Origin of the sequence: Croceibacterium salegens (genome assembly GCF_009827435.1) — a bacterium.
Lineage (GTDB): Bacteria > Pseudomonadota > Alphaproteobacteria > Sphingomonadales > Sphingomonadaceae > Croceibacterium_B > Croceibacterium_B salegens.
The window spans coordinates 211,684-228,521 of the sequence record NZ_WTYM01000030.1 but is presented as its reverse complement, the minus strand read 5'-3'; the positions used below and the strand labels follow the sequence as shown (position 1 = coordinate 228,521).

The 16,838-nt window shown below is 64.0% G+C and carries 20 protein-coding genes and 1 tRNA gene; 3 read left to right on the top strand and 18 right to left on the bottom strand.

The features are described from left to right. Window positions 1-21 precede the first annotated feature (21 nt). Window positions 22-786, top strand: a complete 765-nt coding sequence (locus GRI89_RS04820) for a Stf0 family sulfotransferase (protein WP_159792715.1) — start codon at window positions 22-24, stop codon at window positions 784-786. Here the strand turns inward: GRI89_RS04820 and mazG are convergent. The 12 genes from mazG to GRI89_RS04760 form a co-directional block, all read right to left on the bottom strand. Further along, a complete protein-coding gene (gene mazG, locus GRI89_RS04815) occupies window positions 783-1,532 on the bottom strand; it encodes a nucleoside triphosphate pyrophosphohydrolase (protein ID WP_159792713.1) in 750 nt (249 codons plus the stop codon). The genes GRI89_RS04820 and mazG overlap by 4 nt on opposite strands. Before the next feature lie 54 nt (window positions 1,533-1,586). Beyond that, window positions 1,587-1,754, bottom strand: coding sequence for a hypothetical protein (locus tag GRI89_RS04810; protein ID WP_159792711.1), 168 nt, complete (start codon window positions 1,752-1,754; stop codon window positions 1,587-1,589). Then, the gene (locus GRI89_RS04805) at window positions 1,751-2,521 is read right to left on the bottom strand and encodes an MBL fold metallo-hydrolase (protein ID WP_328598091.1); all 771 of its coding nucleotides are present in this window, start codon (window positions 2,519-2,521) and stop codon (window positions 1,751-1,753) included. The genes GRI89_RS04810 and GRI89_RS04805 overlap by 4 nt, the downstream gene beginning before the upstream one ends. Next, window positions 2,518-3,294, bottom strand: a complete 777-nt coding sequence (locus tag GRI89_RS04800; RefSeq protein ID WP_159792709.1) for a TatD family hydrolase — start codon at window positions 3,292-3,294, stop codon at window positions 2,518-2,520. Before GRI89_RS04800 ends, GRI89_RS04805 begins: the two co-directional genes overlap by 4 nt. After that, entirely contained in the window at window positions 3,294-4,856 is a 1,563-nt protein-coding gene (metG, locus tag GRI89_RS04795; protein WP_159792707.1) for a methionine--tRNA ligase, read from the bottom strand. The genes GRI89_RS04800 and metG overlap by 1 nt, the downstream gene beginning before the upstream one ends. Next, entirely contained in the window at window positions 4,849-5,799 is a 951-nt protein-coding gene (locus GRI89_RS04790; RefSeq protein WP_159792705.1) for a DNA polymerase III subunit delta', read from the bottom strand. Before GRI89_RS04790 ends, metG begins: the two co-directional genes overlap by 8 nt. Next, entirely contained in the window at window positions 5,799-6,434 is a 636-nt protein-coding gene (gene tmk / locus GRI89_RS04785) for a dTMP kinase (RefSeq protein ID WP_159792703.1), read from the bottom strand. Before tmk ends, GRI89_RS04790 begins: the two co-directional genes overlap by 1 nt. Then, on the bottom strand, window positions 6,434-7,621 hold the full coding sequence (locus GRI89_RS04780; protein ID WP_235912784.1) for a D-alanyl-D-alanine carboxypeptidase family protein: 1,188 nt from the start codon (window positions 7,619-7,621) through the stop codon (window positions 6,434-6,436). The genes tmk and GRI89_RS04780 overlap by 1 nt, the downstream gene beginning before the upstream one ends. Before the next feature lie 36 nt (window positions 7,622-7,657). Next, complete coding sequence (locus GRI89_RS04775) at window positions 7,658-8,713, bottom strand: SPOR domain-containing protein (RefSeq protein WP_159792701.1); 1,056 nt, start codon at window positions 8,711-8,713, stop codon at window positions 7,658-7,660. Continuing rightward, a complete protein-coding gene (locus GRI89_RS04770) occupies window positions 8,697-9,713 on the bottom strand; it encodes a lytic murein transglycosylase (protein WP_235912783.1) in 1,017 nt (338 codons plus the stop codon). The genes GRI89_RS04775 and GRI89_RS04770 overlap by 17 nt, the downstream gene beginning before the upstream one ends. A 79-nt stretch (window positions 9,714-9,792) precedes the next feature. Next, window positions 9,793-10,659 (bottom strand): hypothetical protein, encoded by an 867-nt coding sequence (locus tag GRI89_RS04765; protein WP_159792697.1) that lies wholly within the window; start codon window positions 10,657-10,659, stop codon window positions 9,793-9,795. 47 nt (window positions 10,660-10,706) lie between these two features. Continuing rightward, window positions 10,707-11,423 (bottom strand): hypothetical protein, encoded by a 717-nt coding sequence (locus tag GRI89_RS04760; protein WP_235912782.1) that lies wholly within the window; start codon window positions 11,421-11,423, stop codon window positions 10,707-10,709. On the opposite strand from GRI89_RS04760, the gene GRI89_RS18155 reads away from it, so the two are divergent. Further along, window positions 11,422-11,550 carry a hypothetical protein gene (locus GRI89_RS18155; protein WP_268891729.1) on the top strand — a complete coding sequence of 43 codons (129 nt, stop codon included), beginning with the start codon at window positions 11,422-11,424 and terminating at the stop codon, window positions 11,548-11,550. The genes GRI89_RS04760 and GRI89_RS18155 overlap by 2 nt on opposite strands. A 59-nt stretch (window positions 11,551-11,609) precedes the next feature. After that, window positions 11,610-11,699: transfer RNA gene (locus GRI89_RS04755), tRNA-Ser, on the top strand. A gap of 8 nt (window positions 11,700-11,707) precedes the next feature. On the opposite strand, the gene GRI89_RS04750 is transcribed toward GRI89_RS04755, so the two are convergent. The 6 genes from GRI89_RS04750 to GRI89_RS04725 form a co-directional block, all read right to left on the bottom strand. Continuing rightward, entirely contained in the window at window positions 11,708-11,875 is a 168-nt protein-coding gene (locus GRI89_RS04750) for a hypothetical protein (RefSeq protein WP_159792693.1), read from the bottom strand. A 109-nt stretch (window positions 11,876-11,984) separates the two neighbouring features. Beyond that, window positions 11,985-12,899: an alpha/beta hydrolase gene (locus GRI89_RS04745; RefSeq protein WP_159792691.1), complete on the bottom strand. Its 915-nt coding sequence runs from the start codon at window positions 12,897-12,899 to the stop codon at window positions 11,985-11,987. Window positions 12,900-12,922: 23 nt separating this feature from the next. Beyond that, entirely contained in the window at window positions 12,923-14,332 is a 1,410-nt protein-coding gene (gene lpdA / locus GRI89_RS04740) for a dihydrolipoyl dehydrogenase (RefSeq protein WP_159792689.1), read from the bottom strand. 5 nt (window positions 14,333-14,337) lie between these two features. Next, a complete protein-coding gene (locus GRI89_RS04735) occupies window positions 14,338-15,132 on the bottom strand; it encodes a dienelactone hydrolase family protein (protein WP_159792687.1) in 795 nt (264 codons plus the stop codon). A gap of 7 nt (window positions 15,133-15,139) precedes the next feature. Then, on the bottom strand, window positions 15,140-15,472 hold the full coding sequence (locus GRI89_RS04730) for an acyl-CoA thioesterase (RefSeq protein WP_159792841.1): 333 nt from the start codon (window positions 15,470-15,472) through the stop codon (window positions 15,140-15,142). A 55-nt stretch (window positions 15,473-15,527) separates the two neighbouring features. Beyond that, a complete protein-coding gene (locus tag GRI89_RS04725; RefSeq protein WP_159792685.1) occupies window positions 15,528-16,823 on the bottom strand; it encodes a pyruvate dehydrogenase complex dihydrolipoamide acetyltransferase in 1,296 nt (431 codons plus the stop codon). Between the last annotated feature and the right edge of the window lie 15 nt (window positions 16,824-16,838).

The following is a 16,838-nucleotide window of genomic DNA, read 5'->3' as shown; positions in this document are numbered from 1 at the left end:
GGCCCCGCCAATGTTGCAGCGATGCTGGAGGGGATCGAGACAGGATACGAGGAGAAGTTCGATTTCCCAAGGTGGAACGGACGGCCGAAGTTCCCGTGGTTGCTCGCCACGGTCCCACGCACTGGCAGCACCTACGTCAGCCATGTTCTCTGGGCCAGCGGCTGCCTCGGCGCCCCACTGGAATACCTGAATTTCGATCCAAATGGCCCTAGCGGCCATGCAGCCGCCGTTCCCGCGGAGCAAAACCGCATCTGGAGCGAAGTTCTCGCGCGCCGGACGTCGCCCAACGGCGTGTTCGGCCTCAAGGCCTTTCCGCTGCTGATGGAGGACCTGCACCGCGCCAATCCGCCTCTCCTGACCGAAGTCATGAAGATGATGATACCCGGGCCGGATCAGGCCCGGGTGGTGCAATTGCGCCGGCGGGATCGCCAGGCGCACGCGGTATCCTACGCGCGTGCACTACTTTCGGGTGTATGGCGCAAGGAACAGGAGAGAGAGGGGCAGATGCCCCCGGATTTCTCCCGCGAGGCCTTCGATGTCGCTTGCCGCTTGATAGATAGCCAGGAGCAGGCGTGGACCGAGATGTATGCCGGCTTGCGCGTGAAGCCGCTCATCCTGTGGTACGAAGATGTGCTCGAAAAACCCGATGAGGCCGTCGTCCAGGTGGCAGACTATATCGGCGTGACCCTTGTTTCAGGGGCGCGCGTCGCTGTGCCGGCAATCGAACGTCAATCGCAAAGTGGGACCAGCCTGTGGTTTGCCGCCCTCGGTGGGCAAGGCGACTAAAGCTCGGAACGCTTGACCTGCTGCCAGAGCGCTTCCTGCTCATCGAGCGTGAGCCGCGCGAACGCATCCGGGCCACCGGCCAACTCTTCCATTCGCCGAAATCGGGCATCGAACTTGGCGTTGGCGTTGCGAAGCGCGTCCTCCGCAGCGAGACCATAGGCGCGGACGAGGTTGACCGCCGCGAACAGGAGGTCGCCAGCCTCTTCGGTCTGATCGTCGGGTGCGGCTTCGGCGAGTTCGGCAATTTCTTCGCGCACCTTTGCGGCCGGGCCGTGAGTGTCAGGCCAATCAAAGCCAGCCCGAGCCGCTCGCTTCTGGAGCTTTTCCGCCCGCATCAATGCAGGCAACGCCAGAGCTACGCCGTCTAGCGCACTCGAAGCACCGGAACGCTCCCGTTCCTTTGCCTTGAGCTCTTCCCAACCGGGGCTCGCTTCGGCTTCTCCGAAGATGTGCGGATGGCGTGCTTCCATCTTGTCTGAAATCGCTCGGGCCACATCGGCGAAGTCGAAGTGCTCGGCTTCCTCAGCCATTCGAGAGTGAAAGACGACCTGGAGCAGCAGGTCGCCGAGTTCGTCACGCAAGGCCCGCATGTCGCCGCGTTCGATCGCGTCGGACACTTCGTAGGCTTCCTCGATGGTGTACGGCGCGATCGTGGAAAAATCCTGCGCACGATCCCATTCGCATCCGTCTTGCGGATCGCGAAGGCGGGCCATGATCGAGAGGAGGCGGTCTAGCTGGTTCGACATGTTGGGACGATAATATATATTATGTTAAATGAAAGAGTACGGCGGAATGCAGTATCACGCCCCCATCGTGTAAAATACCAATGCGACGGCGATGAAAATCGATGCCCAAATAACACCGTAAAGCAGCACCTTGCGCCCGGAAACCCGATACGATCTGAAACCCGCAACCACCAGGATCAGCCAGCCAACCAGCACGATGATCGACAAGGCGTCTGGCTTCATCCGAGATCGATCTCCAATCCGTCGTAACCGGGAATAACATCGTCCGGCGTCTCAGCCGACAACGTGGCATAATCCATGCTCTTGTCGAGGTGCGTCAGGACGGTCTGACGCGCGCGCGTTCGCACCGCAAACTCCAATGCCATGTCGAGACTCGCGTGGGTCGGATGGTTTTCACGACGCAGGCAGTCGGTCACAAGGATATCGATGCCCGAGAACAGATCCACCATCTCATCCGTGATTTCACAAAAATCAGTGGTGTAGCCAATGGACTTGCCATCGCAATCGAACCGAAACCCGGTCGTTTCCATCGGCCCGTGAGGCATTTCGCAGCTCGCAATCCCGAATCCCGCGACGATCTTGACCCGTTCGAGCGTCTCAAGCTGCACGATCGAGGGATAGCCGTACTTGCCGGCAAAGACGTAGCTGAAGCGCTGGCGCAACCGCCGAACGGTTTCGGTCGAAGCATAGCCCGGTATCGCCCCATCGCGCCCGAAACGCATCGGCCTCAGGTCGTCTATTCCATGGCAGTGATCGGCATGATCGTGAGTCCAGACGACGGCATCGACCGTGCGTATCCCGGCGGTAAGCAGCTGCTGGCGCAGGTCCGGGGACGTATCGACCAAGATCCGAGAGCCAGCGGCGCTCTCGACGATGATAGATACTCGTGTGCGACGGTTTTTCGGTTCCGTGGGATCGCAAAGACCCCAGTCATTGCCGATCCGCGGCACCCCGGTTGAGGTGCCGGAACCGAGCATGATAAGCTTCACGGGCGCGTCTTCTTGAACAAGCGGTGGAAGTTCTCGGTCGTTGCGGCAGCCAGTTCGTCGACCGTCTCGCCGCGCAAGTCGGCAACGAATTCGGCGGTGTTGCGAACATAGGCCGGCTCGCAGGTCTTCCCGCGATGCGGCACGGGCGCAAGGAACGGGCTGTCGGTTTCGACCAGGATCCTGTCCGAGGGAATTTCCTTCGCGAATCCCTGCAGTTCACGGGCATTCTTGAAAGTCACTATACCCGACAACGAGATTGTCAGGCCCAGGTCCAGTATCTGCCGGCCGAACGGTGCCGTGCCGGTGAAGCAGTGTATCAGCGCGGGGAAAGCCCCCTTCCCCAACTCTTCGCGCAGGATCTCGTAGGTGTCTTCTTCGGCGTCACGCGTGTGGATGATCAGCGGCAGACCGGTCTCGCGCCCCACGGCAATGTGGGTGCGGAACAGCGCCTGCTGAACCGCACGGTCGGACTTGTCGTAATAGTAGTCTAGCCCCGTCTCTCCGAGGCCGATGACGCGCGGATTGTTCGCCGCCTCGCGCAGCGCCGCGGCGCCAAGATCGGCGTGCTGGTCCGCTTCATGCGGGTGGATGCCGACTGTCGCCCAGACATCGCTTTCGCGCTCCGCCGTACCGACCACGCGGCCCCATTCGCTCTGCCGGGTCGAGATGTTGAGGAAGCCGCCGATCCCGGCAGCGCGGGCGCGGTCGAGCACCCCTTGCTGGTCGTCGACGAGACCTTCGTATTCGAGGTGGCAATGGCTGTCGATCAGCATCAAGCCTCCTCCCCCTCGGGCAATTCGATCCGCGGGAACATGCCCTCGGGTTTGTCGAGGCGGAAGTCACTCTCGGCCAGCGGCGAATACCAGTGCGAGCGGATGCCTTCGAAGTCGCGCAGTTCCGGCGCGATGCCCATGGAATCGAGCAACTTGTCGGCGGTGTCCGGCATGACCGGCCGCACCGCCACGGTGAGCTGCGCGATGACGATGTAAAGCGTCGCCAGCACCGTCTTCATCCGCTCGAAATCGGTCTTGCGCAGCGCCCAGGGCGCCTGCTCGTCGATGTAGGCGTTGCAGGCGTACACGGCACCCATCCACGCTTCGAGTGCCTGGGCGAAAGCGAGCTTGTCATAGCTGGCCGGCATTTCCTGCGCGATGACCCGGTCGACATGCTCGAACAGAGCGTTGTCCGCATCGGTATGGCCGAAGATTTGCGGAGGCGAACCGTCGCAGTTCTTGAAGACCTGCGACAGTGTCCTCTGCGCAAGGTTGCCGAAGCTGTTTGCAAGTTCCGAATTCGACCGGTTTACAATTGCTTCAACCGAATAGCTGCCATCCTGTCCGAAAGTGAATTCGCGCAGCAGGAAATAGCGCAAATGGTCGACACCGAACCGCTCGGCAAGGTCCAGAGGATCGGTGACGTTGCCGAGCGACTTGGATTCCTTCTGGCCGCGATTCAGGATAAATCCGTGAGCAAAGATTTCCTTCGGCAGCGGCAGGCCCGCGCTCATCAGGAAGGCGGGCCAGTAAACTGCATGGAAGCGGACGATATCCTTGCCGATCAGGTGCAGGTCGGCGGGCCAGAACGTGGCAAAGTTTTCTGTCTCGTCGGGATAGCCCAGACCGGTCAGGTAGTTGGTCAGGGCGTCGACCCAGACGTACATGACGTGATCGTCCGCCCCGGGCACGCGAACGCCCCAGTCGAAGCTCGTCCGGCTGACCGAAAGATCCCGCAGGCCACCCTCGACGAAGCTGCGTACCTCGTTCATGCGGGAGGCAGGACGCACGAATTCGGGGTTGTCGCGATAGAGCTGGAGCAGCGGCTCCTGGTATTTGGACAAACGGAAGAACCAGCTTTCCTCGACGGTCCATTCGACCGGCGTGCCCTGCGGCGAAAGCTTTTCGCCGTCCGCGTCGGCAACCAATTCGCTCTCGTCGTAGTAGGCCTCGTCGCGCACCGAGTACCAGCCTTCGTAGCGGTCGAGATAGAGGTCGCCATTCTTCTCCATCGATAGCCAGAGCGCCTGGCTCGCACGATGATGTTCGTCTTCAGTAGTACGGAAGAAGCGGTCGTAGGAGATGTTCAGGCGATCGGCCAGGATGCGAAAGTGGCTCGACATCTCGTCGGAAAGTTCGCGCGGCGTGATGCCGAGTTCGCGCGCCTTCTGCGCCATCTTCAGGCCGTGCTCGTCGGTTCCGGTCTGAAAACGTACCTTCCGGCCGCGCAGGCGCTGGAAGCGAGCCTCCGTGTCGGCCGCGATCGCCTCATAAGCGTGACCGATGTGTGGCTTTCCGTTGGGGTAGTTGATAGCCGTTGTGATGTAATAGGGCTCAGCCATGGGCCGGCTCCCTACGGGTGCCGAGCGCGGCGAGCAAGCTGCCGATTTCCATCACCAGCAGGCCGGGGTCGAAATTGTATGTCGGGGCCTGCACCGAAAGGACGCAGAGTTCGTTGTGGGCCTCGGCCAGTGCGGGAATAGCTGGTACGTCGGTCTGGTTCATTGCCTCGGCGACAACGGCACGGGCGAGTTCAATGGCCGCAAGCTGGCGCTGGCGGTCAGGGCGCGCCCCCATCGCCTCCGCCAGTTCGCCGCGGATGATGAAGTCGTCGTCGCCATGGCGCACGAGCCGCTCCATCAAATCGTGCAAGTCGCCGAGCCCGAGTCCGACAAAGTCGAGGGCGGCTCCGGGCGATCCCGCAGCAGCGGCAATCGCCGCCGCGCGGGTCTTCGGGTCCACTTTCGGCATTTCTCGCTGGAGGATCTTGTCGATCTCCGCCGCCTCGACGAGCGGAAAACGCAGGACACAGCAGCGCGACCTGATTGTCGGCAGCAGGCGGCCGATGCGGTGTGCAATGAGCAGGAAGAACGTGCCCACTGGCGGTTCCTCGAGGCTCTTGAGCAGGGCGTTCGAGGCATTGGCCTCCATGTCGTCGGCCGGATCGATGATAATGACCCGTCGCTCACCCAGCGTGGGACGGGTCGTCAGCCGCCGCTGCATCGCGCGGATCTGGTCGATGGTGATGTTGCGCTTGGTCTCGAAAGGCTTGCCCTCGTCTCGCTTCGCTGCCTCCTTGTCGTCCTTCGGCAGGTGCGAGAGCACGATGATGTCGGGATGCTCGCCGGTAGCAGGCCCGCCGACCAGTTCGCGGGCGGCGGCTAGGGCGAAGGGTCCCTTCCCCACTCCCTTGCGGCCGGACAGCAGCCAGGCGTGATGCATGCGCTCACCAGTTAGCGCGGCGCGCCAGATTCGCCAGGGTTCGTCGTGCCCGATGTATCGCATCAGCGGATCGCCAGGAGCGGTTCGATCGCTGTCACGATCGCGGCATGGGTAGCTTCGACGTCTCCGCTACCATCGATCGTCGCAAACCGGCCCAGCTCCCGATCCGCGAAACGGACAAACGCGTCCTTCACGCGGCGATGGAACGCGGCATCGCGGCCGCCAATGCGGTCGCTTTCACCTCCGTCACGCCGGGCGAGGCGCTCGGCGATTGCATCATCGGGCACGTCGATCAGGATCGTCAGATCCGGGAGCAGGCCGCGCGAACCGAAGCGATGCAGGTCCATGATCGCATCGTCTGTGAGACCGCCTCCACCGCCTTGGTAGGCGCGGCTCGAATCGAGAAAGCGGTCGCTCACCACCCAAGCGCCGCGTTCCAGCGCCGGACGGATCAGCCGTGCAACGTGGTCTGACCGGGCCGCCGCGAACAGCAGCGCTTCGGCCTCTGCTTCCCATCCGTCGCCCGATGGATCGAGCAGCAGGTGGCGGATCGCCTCGGCCCCTGGCGTGCCGCCCGGCTCGCGGGTGGTTGCTACCTCGAGACCTTGCTCCTGTAGGTAGTTCGCGAGCAGCCTGGACTGCGTCGACTTGCCGGTGCCCTCGCCGCCTTCAAGTGCAATGAACCGGCCCTGCGCCATCACAGCAGCCTTACAATGCCGTTACGCAGGCGCTGCCAGGCGTTCGCCCGCTCGACGGAAACCGCCGCGACGAGCGGCACGTCGTGCGGCTCCTGCCCGGGCACGGTCACCCGCAGCGTAGCAATGCGGTCGCCCTTCCGGATCGGTGCTTCGACCGGGCCACGATAGCGCAACGAGAATCCGGCCCTTGCCCCAGCTTCGCGCGGCAGGTTGGCAAAGACTTCGGCCTCGGTATGCACCGGTACGGACAGTGCCGCGCCCTCCTGCACTTCGACGTCGCCGATTGCGGCACCAGCGGGGAGCAGGCGCTCGCTGGTAAAGTTTTCGAAACCCCATTCCATCAACCGCCGGGCGTCCCGATTGCGTATCATCGCTGTGGGCGCGCCTGCAATGACCAGCGTCAGGCGCCGGCCGTCGCGCACCGCAGAGCCGACGAAATTGTACCCGGCCTGCCGGGTGTAGCCAGTCTTGATACCGTCCGCCCCGTCAACGACCCCGGTAATCGGGTCGTGGTTGGTCTGCGTAATGTCGTGAAAACGCATGCCCCGATGACCGAAGAACCGCTTGTAGAGGTCGGGAAAGCGGGTTGTCAGTGCTTCGGCCAGGACGGCGAGGTCGCGGGCACTGGTCCAGGTCCTGCCCTCGTCGGGATAGCCGTTGGGGCTGCCGAAATGACTGTTGCTCATGCCCAGCTCGAGGGCATTCTCGTTCATCAAGGCCAACCATGCTTCATCGCTGCCGGCCGCGATGCGACCTATGGCCACGGCGCCGTCATTGGCCGAAACGGTTGTGACGCCAAGCAATAGCTGTCCGACCGTCAGTTCGTCGCCCGCCTCGAGGAAAAGGGTCGATCCCTCCCCACCCCATTCGTCGGCCAGGTCCTTGTCGATCACCACCTTGCGGTTGAGGTCCAGCTTGCCGCGATCGATCAGGTCGAAGGCGGTGTAGACGGTCATGACCTTGGTGACGGAGGCTGGAATGAAACGTCGATCCACCTCGCGCGAGAAAAGGGTCTGCCCGGCCGACTGGTCGACCAGCAGGGCAACGGGAATTTCCGGATCCACCGGGCTCTGCTCTTCTGGCTGCTCTTTGGCAGCAGTGTCGACGGGCGCTACTGCAGGCACTGCAGAATAGGCCGTCGTGGCCAGCAGCGCAGCACCCAGGAACGTCGCAACAAAGTGTTTCAAGCCTGCTCCCACCGCCGGGCGGTGGAGCCCGGCGCGTCAGCCGTTGGTGAAGATTCGTGCGTCGCTATAACCCGCGGCCCGGACCTTTGCGAGGCTCGCCTCGGCCTGTCCCCGGGTTGCGAATGGGCCGGTCCGGATGCGGAAGAGCGAACCGGTCTGTGTGACCCGGCCGCCGATCACGTTGGCGACGCGCTGGGCACTGTCGTACGAGCTGAGCGCCGCGACCTGGACGATGAAGGCGCCATTGCTGGCGCTCGCAACCTGCGGCTGGACCGGCGCTGGCTGTGCCACACGCTGCGGCGGGCTGTAGGCAGGCGGGGGAGCGCTGTAGGCCTGCTGGGCCTGCGACTGACCGAGCGGAGGAAGCGCAGGAGCCGATGTGGGGCGAGCCTGAGCCGGAGGCGCGTAGGCAGGTGCAGCGGACTGGCCAACGTTGCTCGGCGCGACGGCAACGCCGGCAATCGGCCTCGGCGGCTCGCTCCGCGCCAGTTGCACCGACCCGCTCGCCGGGAGCTTGCGCTTGAGCACGGCGAGCAGCGATTCGGGCGTATCCATGCGCGACGGGGCCGTCTGGCCGAGCCGCAGCATCGCGCGCTCTTCCTCTTGCGGATTGACTCGGCGAACACGCACCGGGACCCCGGGGGCCGCGCCGATTTGCGCGAAGGCGGCAGGCGAAAGCGCCACGAGCGAATCGCCGTTCATCGGACCGCGCCGTTCGAGCCGGACGAGGATGGTCTTGCCAGTGTCGAGCGCAGTCACCTCGATATAGCTCGGCAGGGGCAGCGTGTGGTGCGAGCCCGAAACGCCGTTGCCGCTGTCGGCGACGGCATAGCCGACTTCGTCGTAATTGAGCGTGTCGGCGGGAGTGAATACGGTCGAACCGATACGGTAAGGATCGCCGACAACGACCGGATAGTCCGCAGCCGGGCCGGTGCCGGCGTTCTGGTAGGCCGGGCCGGTCGGGGCCGGACCAAGGTCGGCAAAGTCGCTGTCGCTGCCAAACACGGCGCAACCGCTAAGTGCGGTCGGGCCGAGGGCAATCAGGCCGATGCGCAGCGCACGGCGGCGGAAATCCTCAACGGGCAATCTCATCTGCAAGCAACCCCACACTCATCGCGTAGTAGTTCGAGCAGTTATATTCGAGGATAACCCTATAATTCTGGGTTAAGAGGTAGCCCGGCGCGGCCGGCCCATCGGGTTCGAACAGCGAGGCGATGGCGTCCTCGGGGATGTAATTCTGCGGAACGACCCCCAGCGCGCGCCATTCCCGCACCGTCATCCACTTGCTGTGGCGCACATGGACGCGCCGGCAGACCGGCGCGACTAGGTTGCTCCTGACGGCCTCACGGTCGACGCTGTCGGGCACGAAGGCCCGCACACCCCACGGTTGCCCGTTGCGCCAGCCCGCATCGCGAAAATAGTTGGCGATCGAGGCAAGCGTGTCGGCTTCGTTGTTCCAGATGTCGGCCTTCCCGTCCCCGTCTCCATCCTGCGCAAGCCGCAGGTAGACGCTGGGCAGGAACTGCGGATTGCCGAAGGCGCCGGCCCAGCTGCCGACGAGACGGCTGCGCGGCACGCCGCGGTCGACCATCTTGATGGTGTCGATTAACTCGGCTTCGAAGAGGTCGCGGCGGCGCCCTTCCCACGCCAGCGTGGCCAGCGCGGCCGGCAGGTCAAAGCCGCCCTTGACCGCACCGTAGCTCGTTTCGTGCCCCCAGATCGCCAGCAGGATCGAAGCAGGAACGCCGTACTGGCTCTCCACACGCCGCGCGAGAGAGCCGAGCTGCGCATACATGCGCCGCCCCTGTTCGATCCGCGCCGTAGTGTTGTGGCTGGCGATATAGGGGGCGAGCGGCGGGAACCCGCTCACACTGCCGCCCGAAGAGAGATTACCGCGGTCGAGCGAGATCACCCGCTGGTTTGGCTGGAGCCCGTCCAGGACCGCGCGGATCGAGGATTCGCTGGCGCCCTGCGCCCGCGCCTTGGCAGCAACGAGCTGGAGATAGGAATCGAACGGCATGTCCTGCGCACTGGCTGCCGTGCCGAATGCGAGAATGGCAAGGAGGGGAGCGAGACGCACGGGTAACTTCATGGAAGCCATCCTCGCACGCATCGCCTGAACTGTGAATCCCCTCAGCGCGCAAATGCGCCGAACCGATTTCCCGCTGCGCCTAGTCCTTGAAAGGTGGACGCATTTGCGGATTCTTTTTCAGCATCTCGTCGAACGATCCGAAGCCGCAGTTGTCGTCGCCGAGGCAGTTGGTCACGGTGTGGACGAAGCGAATCTTGCCGTTCTCGATGCGGAACAGGTGGCTGTCCGGCCGCTTGTTCGGGCCCATCTTTAGGAACACGTCGACCGCCCCGATTACCGGGTCGATTACGTATTCACGGTCGATCATGTCGATGTTGTCCGGAACGCCGACGTTGCAGGTATCGGCATTGGTGTAGACCGAACCTTCGAGCCGGTTGCACGGCGTGCCCCACGGCACCTGCACCGACTTGTCCTTGAACAGGTCGAGGTAGGCATCGGCCGCCGCCTTGAGCTCGGCCGGCGTGTTGCGCTTGTCGTCGGGGATTTCCGACCAGTCTTCGCGCCGGGCATATTCATATGTGTACTTGGCGTCGAACAGCCAGTCGCCCTTGGTGGTCGAGATGACTTCGAAATTGCTGGCGTTGCCCCCACGCGCCCCGAACTGGACGGCGATGACATAAGGCTTCTCGCTTTCGTAGCTCACGATTTCGAGGAAGACCTTGCACTGGTCGGTATCGAGCGCCGCCCGGTGATGGGCGACCTTGAGCGGGATCGAGAACGTGCCCTGCGACATCGTCGAGAGCTCGCCGTTCTCGTGATAGGTGACCCAGTTGCCCATCGGGACATAGAGCGGCAGGCCCTCCGTTTGTCCCTTGATGTACTTGTCGGCCATTTCCTGAAGCTCGGCCCGGGTGCACGTTCCCCCGAAGAACTGCGCCGCCGCGGGGCTTGCCGTCGCCATCGTTGCCGCCGCGACCACGAGTGCAGCAATTTTCGAAACCTTCACTTCCCTCTCCTTGGCAGAGTCTGCACCTGAATTAGCCCGGCACCCCCTCAGAGCGACGGGGCAACCGCATGGACGTGGCGGATCTTGCCGCCTTCGATTCGGAAAATACGCGCATCCTGGGGGCCTTCGTCCTCACCCCGGTTGGACACCACCGCCACGGTTCCCTTGGCCACGTCGACAGACAGTTCGCGCTTGAGGAAGGCCGGACCGGTGCCGGGCTCGCAATTCGCCACATAGGCGCCATTGTCGATCCGGTCGCAGTTCGAGGCGAGCGCGACGGTGCCGTCCCCGCCCCCCATCCTGTCGAGATATGCGTTGGCGACGGCGATTAGCTCGTCACGCGTGTTGCGCTGGCCCTCCGGGATTTCCCCCCAGTCTTCCTTGCTAGCGTATTCGAAGGTCTTCTTGGCGTCGAACTTGGGGTCGCCCTCGCGGATGACCGTCGAGCGAATCTGGCCGAGACCGTTGAAGGTCCAGGCCAGTTGGGTCGTCACGACATAAGGCGTCGGTTCGAGGATCACGCCCTGGACGATCACATGGCAGCTGCCGGGATCGATGACGTCGAGTTGCCAAGCGAATTCCGACGGCTGCGCGATCACCCCGACCGCGGTTGAGACCAGCTCTCCGTTCTCGCGATAGTCGACCCATTCGCCCACCGGCAAGGTGAAGATCGACCCCTGCTTCTGGCCCTCGGCGTACTTGGCGGCAATGTCGTCCAGTGTCTCGCGCGAGCATTGGCTCTGCGCCGCAGCGGCCGAACTCATGGCGATCGACGCCACCGCGAAAGTCGTTGCAATTGTTGCCCTGACAGCCCGCAGTTTCATGTCCTCACCCCTATCTCCCCGCCGCGCCGATTGGCTTGCGGCCACCCAGTTGATTTTGTCTAAATGATCGTAGGTCGAGAGTCACGGGTGACAAGCCCGCATTTCGGCGATAGCCGCAACCGGCGCGGACAGGTGGCCGAGTGGTTTAAGGCAGCGGTCTTGAAAACCGCCGTGGGCGCAAGTCCACCGTGGGTTCGAATCCCACCCTGTCCGCCAACTTCTACCTAAGCGAGCTGGTCATCCTCTTCAGGGATCAGTTCACCCTTTTGAAGTGTCCGCTCGAGCCCACGCACAACCGGCTTGCGGAGCGGTTTCACCGGGCGACGATCGAGACTGGGGTTGCTGGTCGAATGGTCGAACAGCAGCCCGTCTTCACGAGTTTCGTATTCCATTGCCGCTCTCCTCAACCGCAAAACTACCGCGGCAATGCGGCGGTTCCGCGACGGGAATGGCAATTGCGACGAACGGTTTACCGCAAGTCGAGCGTGCAGCACGCTGGGTTTACTGTCGCTTGTCTCCTGCCGGGCCAGTGCCCTGCGCGCTGCGTTCGTCCATCAGCCCCGAATCGGCCATCCAGTCAGCGAGACGGTCAGGCCAGTGCAGCACGCCGACGAGGTCGGTTTCGTCGATGTTGAAGGCATGGTCGGCGCCCGCGTACATGTGCAGTTCCGCCGATATTCCGGCCTTGCGGAGCTGTTCGTAGAGCGCGACGGTCGGTGCGCCGCAGCACTGGTCGAGCGATCCGGCGACGAGGAAGGCCGGGGGCGCGGACGAAACCGCGCTGGCCGGCTGTCCGCCCGGACCGGGGAAGACCAGCACCTGGAAGTCCGGCCGGGCGCTCACGTCCTTCTGCGGATCGGCGGCGCGCGAAGCGGGGGGGTCGGGGTTGTCGGCGACCATCGTCACCAGTTCGCCACCGGCGGAAAAGCCCATCACACCGATGCGATCGGGATCGACGTGCTGCGCCTCGGCATTGGCGCGCAGCCAGCGGATAGCGCGGCGCGTGTCGGCGGCGGCATCCTCGACGCTGTAGGTCGAACCCTCTTCGTTCGCGAGGCGGTACTTGAGCACGTAGGCGGCGATGCCCATCCGATTGAGGACGCGGGCAACGTTCGGCCCCTCGCTGGTCCAGACGATCTCGCGATGTCCTCCGCCCGGCACCACGTTTATCGCTGCTCCGTTGGCGTGACGCGGATCGGCCGGAAAGGCCGTGAGCGTGGGATCGTTGACGTTCTTGATCCACCAGTCGCGCGCCACCTCGGGCTGGTTGCGCCGTTCGCCGGCACCCGGTGCGCCATCGGGCCAAAGCCGCACGACCAGCGGGCCCGACCCCTGCTGCGCAGCGCCCGGAGACGCCGCCGCCAGCCCCACCGCCAGCAGCAGCGCGAGGCCGGCCTTTACCGTTCGAACCGTCATGCGCCTCTCCCCAGTGACGGGTATCAGATGTGCAGCGCGCGTCCGTACGCGCCGAGCACGCTTTCGTGCATCGATTCCGAAATGGTCGGGTGCGGGAAGATGGTGTTCATCAGTTCCGCTTCGGTCGTCTCGAGCGTCTTGCCGACAACGTAGCCCTGGATCATCTCGGTGACTTCCGCCCCGACCATATGCGCGCCGAGCAGTTCGCCGGTCTTCGCGTCGAACACGGTCTTGGTGAAGCCCTCCGCCTCGCCCAGAGCGATGGCCTTGCCGTTGCCGATGAACGGGAATGTGCCGACCTTGACCTCGTAGCCCGCTTCCCTGGCCTTGGCCTCGGTCATGCCGACGCTGGCGATCTGCGGGTGGCAGTAGGTGCAGCCAGGGATGTTGTTGCGGTCGAGGGGGTGCGGGTGGACGTCCTTGTTGCCGAGCTCCTTGGCGATGCTTTCCGCCGCGGTGACGCCCTCGTGGCTCGCCTTGTGCGCCAGCCACGGACCGGGAACGCAGTCGCCGATTGCCCACATGCCCTTCGACTTGGTGCGGCCGTAGGGGTCGATCTGGATGAACCCGCGATCCATCTCGACGAGCTTTTCCAGCCCGATGTTCTCGGTGTTGGGCACGATGCCGATGGCGACGATGCAGTGGCTGAACTCGCTCTCGGCGACTTTGCCGTCCTTGGCCTTGATCTTCGCCTTCACGCCGCTGGCCGTGACCTTGATGTCCTCGACCCCAGCCCCGGTCATGATCGTCATGCCCTGCTTGGTGAGCGACTTTTCGAGGAAGGCGGAAACGTCCTTGTCCTCGACCGGTACCACGCGGTCGAGCATTTCGACCACGGTCACCTCGGCGCCCATGTCGTTGTAGAAGCTGGCGAACTCGATGCCGATCGCGCCCGAGCCGATAACGAGAAGCTTCTTGGGCATTTCCGGCGGGGTCATGGCGTGGCGATAGGTCCACACGCGTTTGCCGTCGGCCGGGGCGAACGGCAGGTCGCGCGCCCGCGCGCCGGTGGCTAGGATGACGTGCTTGGCGGTGAGCTTTTCCTCGCCCTTCTCACCCTTCACGGTCATGCTGGTCGGGCCGGTCATCGTGCCCGTGCCCATGTGCACCGCGATCTTGTTCTTCTTCATCAGGTGGGTGACGCCGGCGTTGAGCTGCTTGGCGACGCCGCGGCTGCGCTTCACCACCGCTTCGAGATCGGCCTCGATCTCCTTGGCCTTTAGCCCGTAGTCCCCGGCGTGCTGCATGTAGTGGAAGATCTCCGCAGAGCGCAGCAGCGCCTTGGTCGGGATGCAGCCCCAGTTGAGGCAGATGCCGCCGAGGAGTTCTCTCTCGACGATGGCCGTGTTCAGACCCAGCTGCGCACAGCGGATCGCTGCGACGTATCCGCCGGGTCCGGAGCCGAGAACAATGACGTCGTATTGAGTAGCCATGGGTATCAGTTGTCCTGTGGAATCGTGCATTCTGCGGGGGCGCCTGCCGCCTTAACCCGCGCCGAGCGGAATTTCGTCACTGCCAGGTGCGAGGCGATCTCGGCCTCCGGATCGAACTCGAACCGCTCGCCATTGTAGAGCACCGGCTTTTCGAGCGAAGGTATGTCGAACCCGTGATGCGCGCCGGGATAGTGCTTTACGGTGAACTTGGCGGGATCGGCCGAAGCGGCAACGAAGGCATCGAGCTTCTGGGGCGAAACGAGTTGGTCCTTGTCCCCTTGCAGCACCAGCACCGGGACCTTGGCGTCGAAGCCATCCGATTGGCCGAGGATCGCCGGATAGAAACCGATCGCTCCAGCGAGGTTGGCCGGCGGTTCTTTCGCGAGCTGCATGGTTCCGTTGCCGCCGAACGAGAATCCCATGACGAAGCCCGGGCATTCCAAGTCAAGCCAGCCTTTCGCCTTCGCCGTGGCGAGGGCATCGGTGACAACCGCCTGCTCCATCTTCGCGGGATTCGCCTGTTCGGCGCCCGGCACGAGCGGAGCGGCGGCCTGGTAGTGAATGACGAGGACGTCATATCCCGCCTCATTCCATTCCTTCGCCACGTCGAAGTAGAAATCGTAGTCGCCGAAGACATCGATCCCACCGCCACCGGGCAGCATGACAAGCCAGGGATGCGCCGCACCCGGTGCGCTGGTCTCGCGCGGATAGTAGTGGCTTTCAGCCTTGTCGGTGTCCAACGCCAACACTGCCGAAACGGGCAGGAAAAGCGCTGCAGTGACGGCAATCAAGCGCTTCATTGACACCTCATCCCCCTACCGGCCGGGGTCGTCCGTTCTCGTCGATGGCGACGAACGTGAACACCGCCTCGGTCACCTTACAGGTATCCTCGCTCTCACGCAGGCGCCGCCATGCCTCGACCTGGATGGTCATGCTGGTGCGACCGACCCTGGTGATTTCCCCGTAAACCGAGACCTCGTCGCCCACCTTGACCGGGTGAAGGAACTGCATCCCGTCCATGGCCACGGTCACCGCCCTGCCCTTGGCCCGCCGCGCGGCGATTAGACCTGCAGCGGCGTCCATCAGGCTGACCAGCCAGCCACCGAAGATGTCGCCGTAGGCATTGGTGTCCGCCGGCATCGCAGTGACGCGAATGGCGGGGTCGCGGAACTCGGTCACTTCGCGCTCCCGGCGCTCAAGCCACCAGTCCCAGCGGCTTTTCGCACAGCTCCTTGAAGACCTTCATCAGCTCGGCCCCGTCGGCGCCGTCGATGGCGCGGTGGTCGAAGCTGCCGGTGGCACTCATTACGGTAGCAATTTGCAGGCTGTCGTCGACCACGTAGGGGCGCTTCTCGCCCGCGCCGATGGCCATGATCATCGCCTGCGGGGGATTGATCACCGCCTCGAACTGCTTGATGCCGTACATGCCCATGTTGGAGATACTGGCGGTGCCGCCCTGGTACTCGTGCGGTTGCAGCTTCCCGTCGCGGGCGCGGGCGGCGAGGTCCTTCATCTCGGCCGATATCTGCGACACCGACTTGCTGCCGGCATCGACGATGATCGGGGTGATGAGCCCGCCCGGGATCGACACTGCCACCGAGATATCCGCGCGACTGAACTTGAGCAGGCTGTCGCCGGCGAACTGCACGTTGCACACCGGCACGCGGTTCAGCGCCTTGGCCAGCGCCTTGATCAGCATGTCGTTGACCGAGACCTTGATGCCATCGCCTTCGAGCGCAGCGTTGATCTCGCCGCGCAGCTTGAGCAGCGCGTCGAGCCGGATGTCCACCGTGAGGTAGATGTGCGGGATCTGCTGCTTCGACTCGGTGAGGCGGCGCGCGATCGTCTTGCGCATCGAGGAGAGCTTCTCGACCTCGTGCGGGATGCCGAAGTCCTGCGCTTCGGCGGGTGCGATTGCAGGCGCTGCAGCGGCAGCCGGAGCTGCAGTACCGGGCTTCGCGCCCTCGACGTCAGCCTTCACGATGCGCCCGTTGGGGCCGCTGCCGGTGACGGTCGAAAGATCGATGCCCTTGTCCTCCGCAATCCGCTTGGCCAGCGGCGAGGCGATGATCCGGCTACCGGTTACACCATCCGCTCGCCCTGAGTCTGTCGAAGGGCCAGGTGCTGGCGTCGCGGCAGGTGCTTCGACGGGCTCAGCACGAGCGGGTTTGGTTTCTTGGGGCGCTTCTTTCGCTGCTGGTTCAGGAGCCGCCTCTGCCTTCGCGGGCTTCACACTGCCCACATCCTCGCCGTCCTCGGCCAACGTGGCGATCACGGTGCCGACGGCGACTCCTTCGGTTCCTTCGGGCACGGCGATGTCGGCGATCGTGCCCTCGTCGACCGCTTCGAATTCCATCGTCGCCTTGTCGGTTTCGATCTCGGCCATGACGTCGCCGGAACTGACCTTGTCGCCCACCTTGACCAGCCAGCGGGCGAGCGTGCCCTCTTCCATGGTCGGCGAAAGTGCGGGCATCTTGATGGCAATCGGCATGGGTGTGCGTCGATC

What these genes read in the sequence shown, in the direction of transcription:
- GRI89_RS04820 (WP_159792715.1), top strand. Translation starts at nt 22, where the DNA reads ATGCTGGAGGGGATCGAGACAGGATACGAGGAGAAGTTCGATTTCCCA.
- mazG (WP_159792713.1), bottom strand. Translation starts at nt 1,532, where the DNA reads ATGTCGAACCAGCTAGACCGCCTCCTCTCGATCATGGCCCGCCTTCGC.
- GRI89_RS04810 (WP_159792711.1), bottom strand. Translation starts at nt 1,754, where the DNA reads ATGAAGCCAGACGCCTTGTCGATCATCGTGCTGGTTGGCTGGCTGATC.
- GRI89_RS04800 (WP_159792709.1), bottom strand. Translation starts at nt 3,294, where the DNA reads ATGCTGATCGACAGCCATTGCCACCTCGAATACGAAGGTCTCGTCGAC.
- metG (WP_159792707.1), bottom strand. Translation starts at nt 4,856, where the DNA reads ATGGCTGAGCCCTATTACATCACAACGGCTATCAACTACCCCAACGGA.
- GRI89_RS04790 (WP_159792705.1), bottom strand. Translation starts at nt 5,799, where the DNA reads ATGCGATACATCGGGCACGACGAACCCTGGCGAATCTGGCGCGCCGCG.
- tmk (WP_159792703.1), bottom strand. Translation starts at nt 6,434, where the DNA reads ATGGCGCAGGGCCGGTTCATTGCACTTGAAGGCGGCGAGGGCACCGGC.
- GRI89_RS04775 (WP_159792701.1), bottom strand. Translation starts at nt 8,713, where the DNA reads ATGAGATTGCCCGTTGAGGATTTCCGCCGCCGTGCGCTGCGCATCGGC.
- GRI89_RS04770 (WP_235912783.1), bottom strand. Translation starts at nt 9,713, where the DNA reads ATGAAGTTACCCGTGCGTCTCGCTCCCCTCCTTGCCATTCTCGCATTC.
- GRI89_RS18155 (WP_268891729.1), top strand. Translation starts at nt 11,422, where the DNA reads ATGGCGATCGACGCCACCGCGAAAGTCGTTGCAATTGTTGCCCTGACA.
- GRI89_RS04760 (WP_235912782.1), bottom strand. Translation starts at nt 11,423, where the DNA reads ATGAGTTCGGCCGCTGCGGCGCAGAGCCAATGCTCGCGCGAGACACTG.
- GRI89_RS04750 (WP_159792693.1), bottom strand. Translation starts at nt 11,875, where the DNA reads ATGGAATACGAAACTCGTGAAGACGGGCTGCTGTTCGACCATTCGACC.
- GRI89_RS04745 (WP_159792691.1), bottom strand. Translation starts at nt 12,899, where the DNA reads ATGACGGTTCGAACGGTAAAGGCCGGCCTCGCGCTGCTGCTGGCGGTG.
- lpdA (WP_159792689.1), bottom strand. Translation starts at nt 14,332, where the DNA reads ATGGCTACTCAATACGACGTCATTGTTCTCGGCTCCGGACCCGGCGGA.
- GRI89_RS04735 (WP_159792687.1), bottom strand. Translation starts at nt 15,132, where the DNA reads ATGAAGCGCTTGATTGCCGTCACTGCAGCGCTTTTCCTGCCCGTTTCG.
- GRI89_RS04730 (WP_159792841.1), bottom strand. Translation starts at nt 15,472, where the DNA reads ATGCCGGCGGACACCAATGCCTACGGCGACATCTTCGGTGGCTGGCTG.
- GRI89_RS04725 (WP_159792685.1), bottom strand. Translation starts at nt 16,823, where the DNA reads ATGCCGATTGCCATCAAGATGCCCGCACTTTCGCCGACCATGGAAGAG.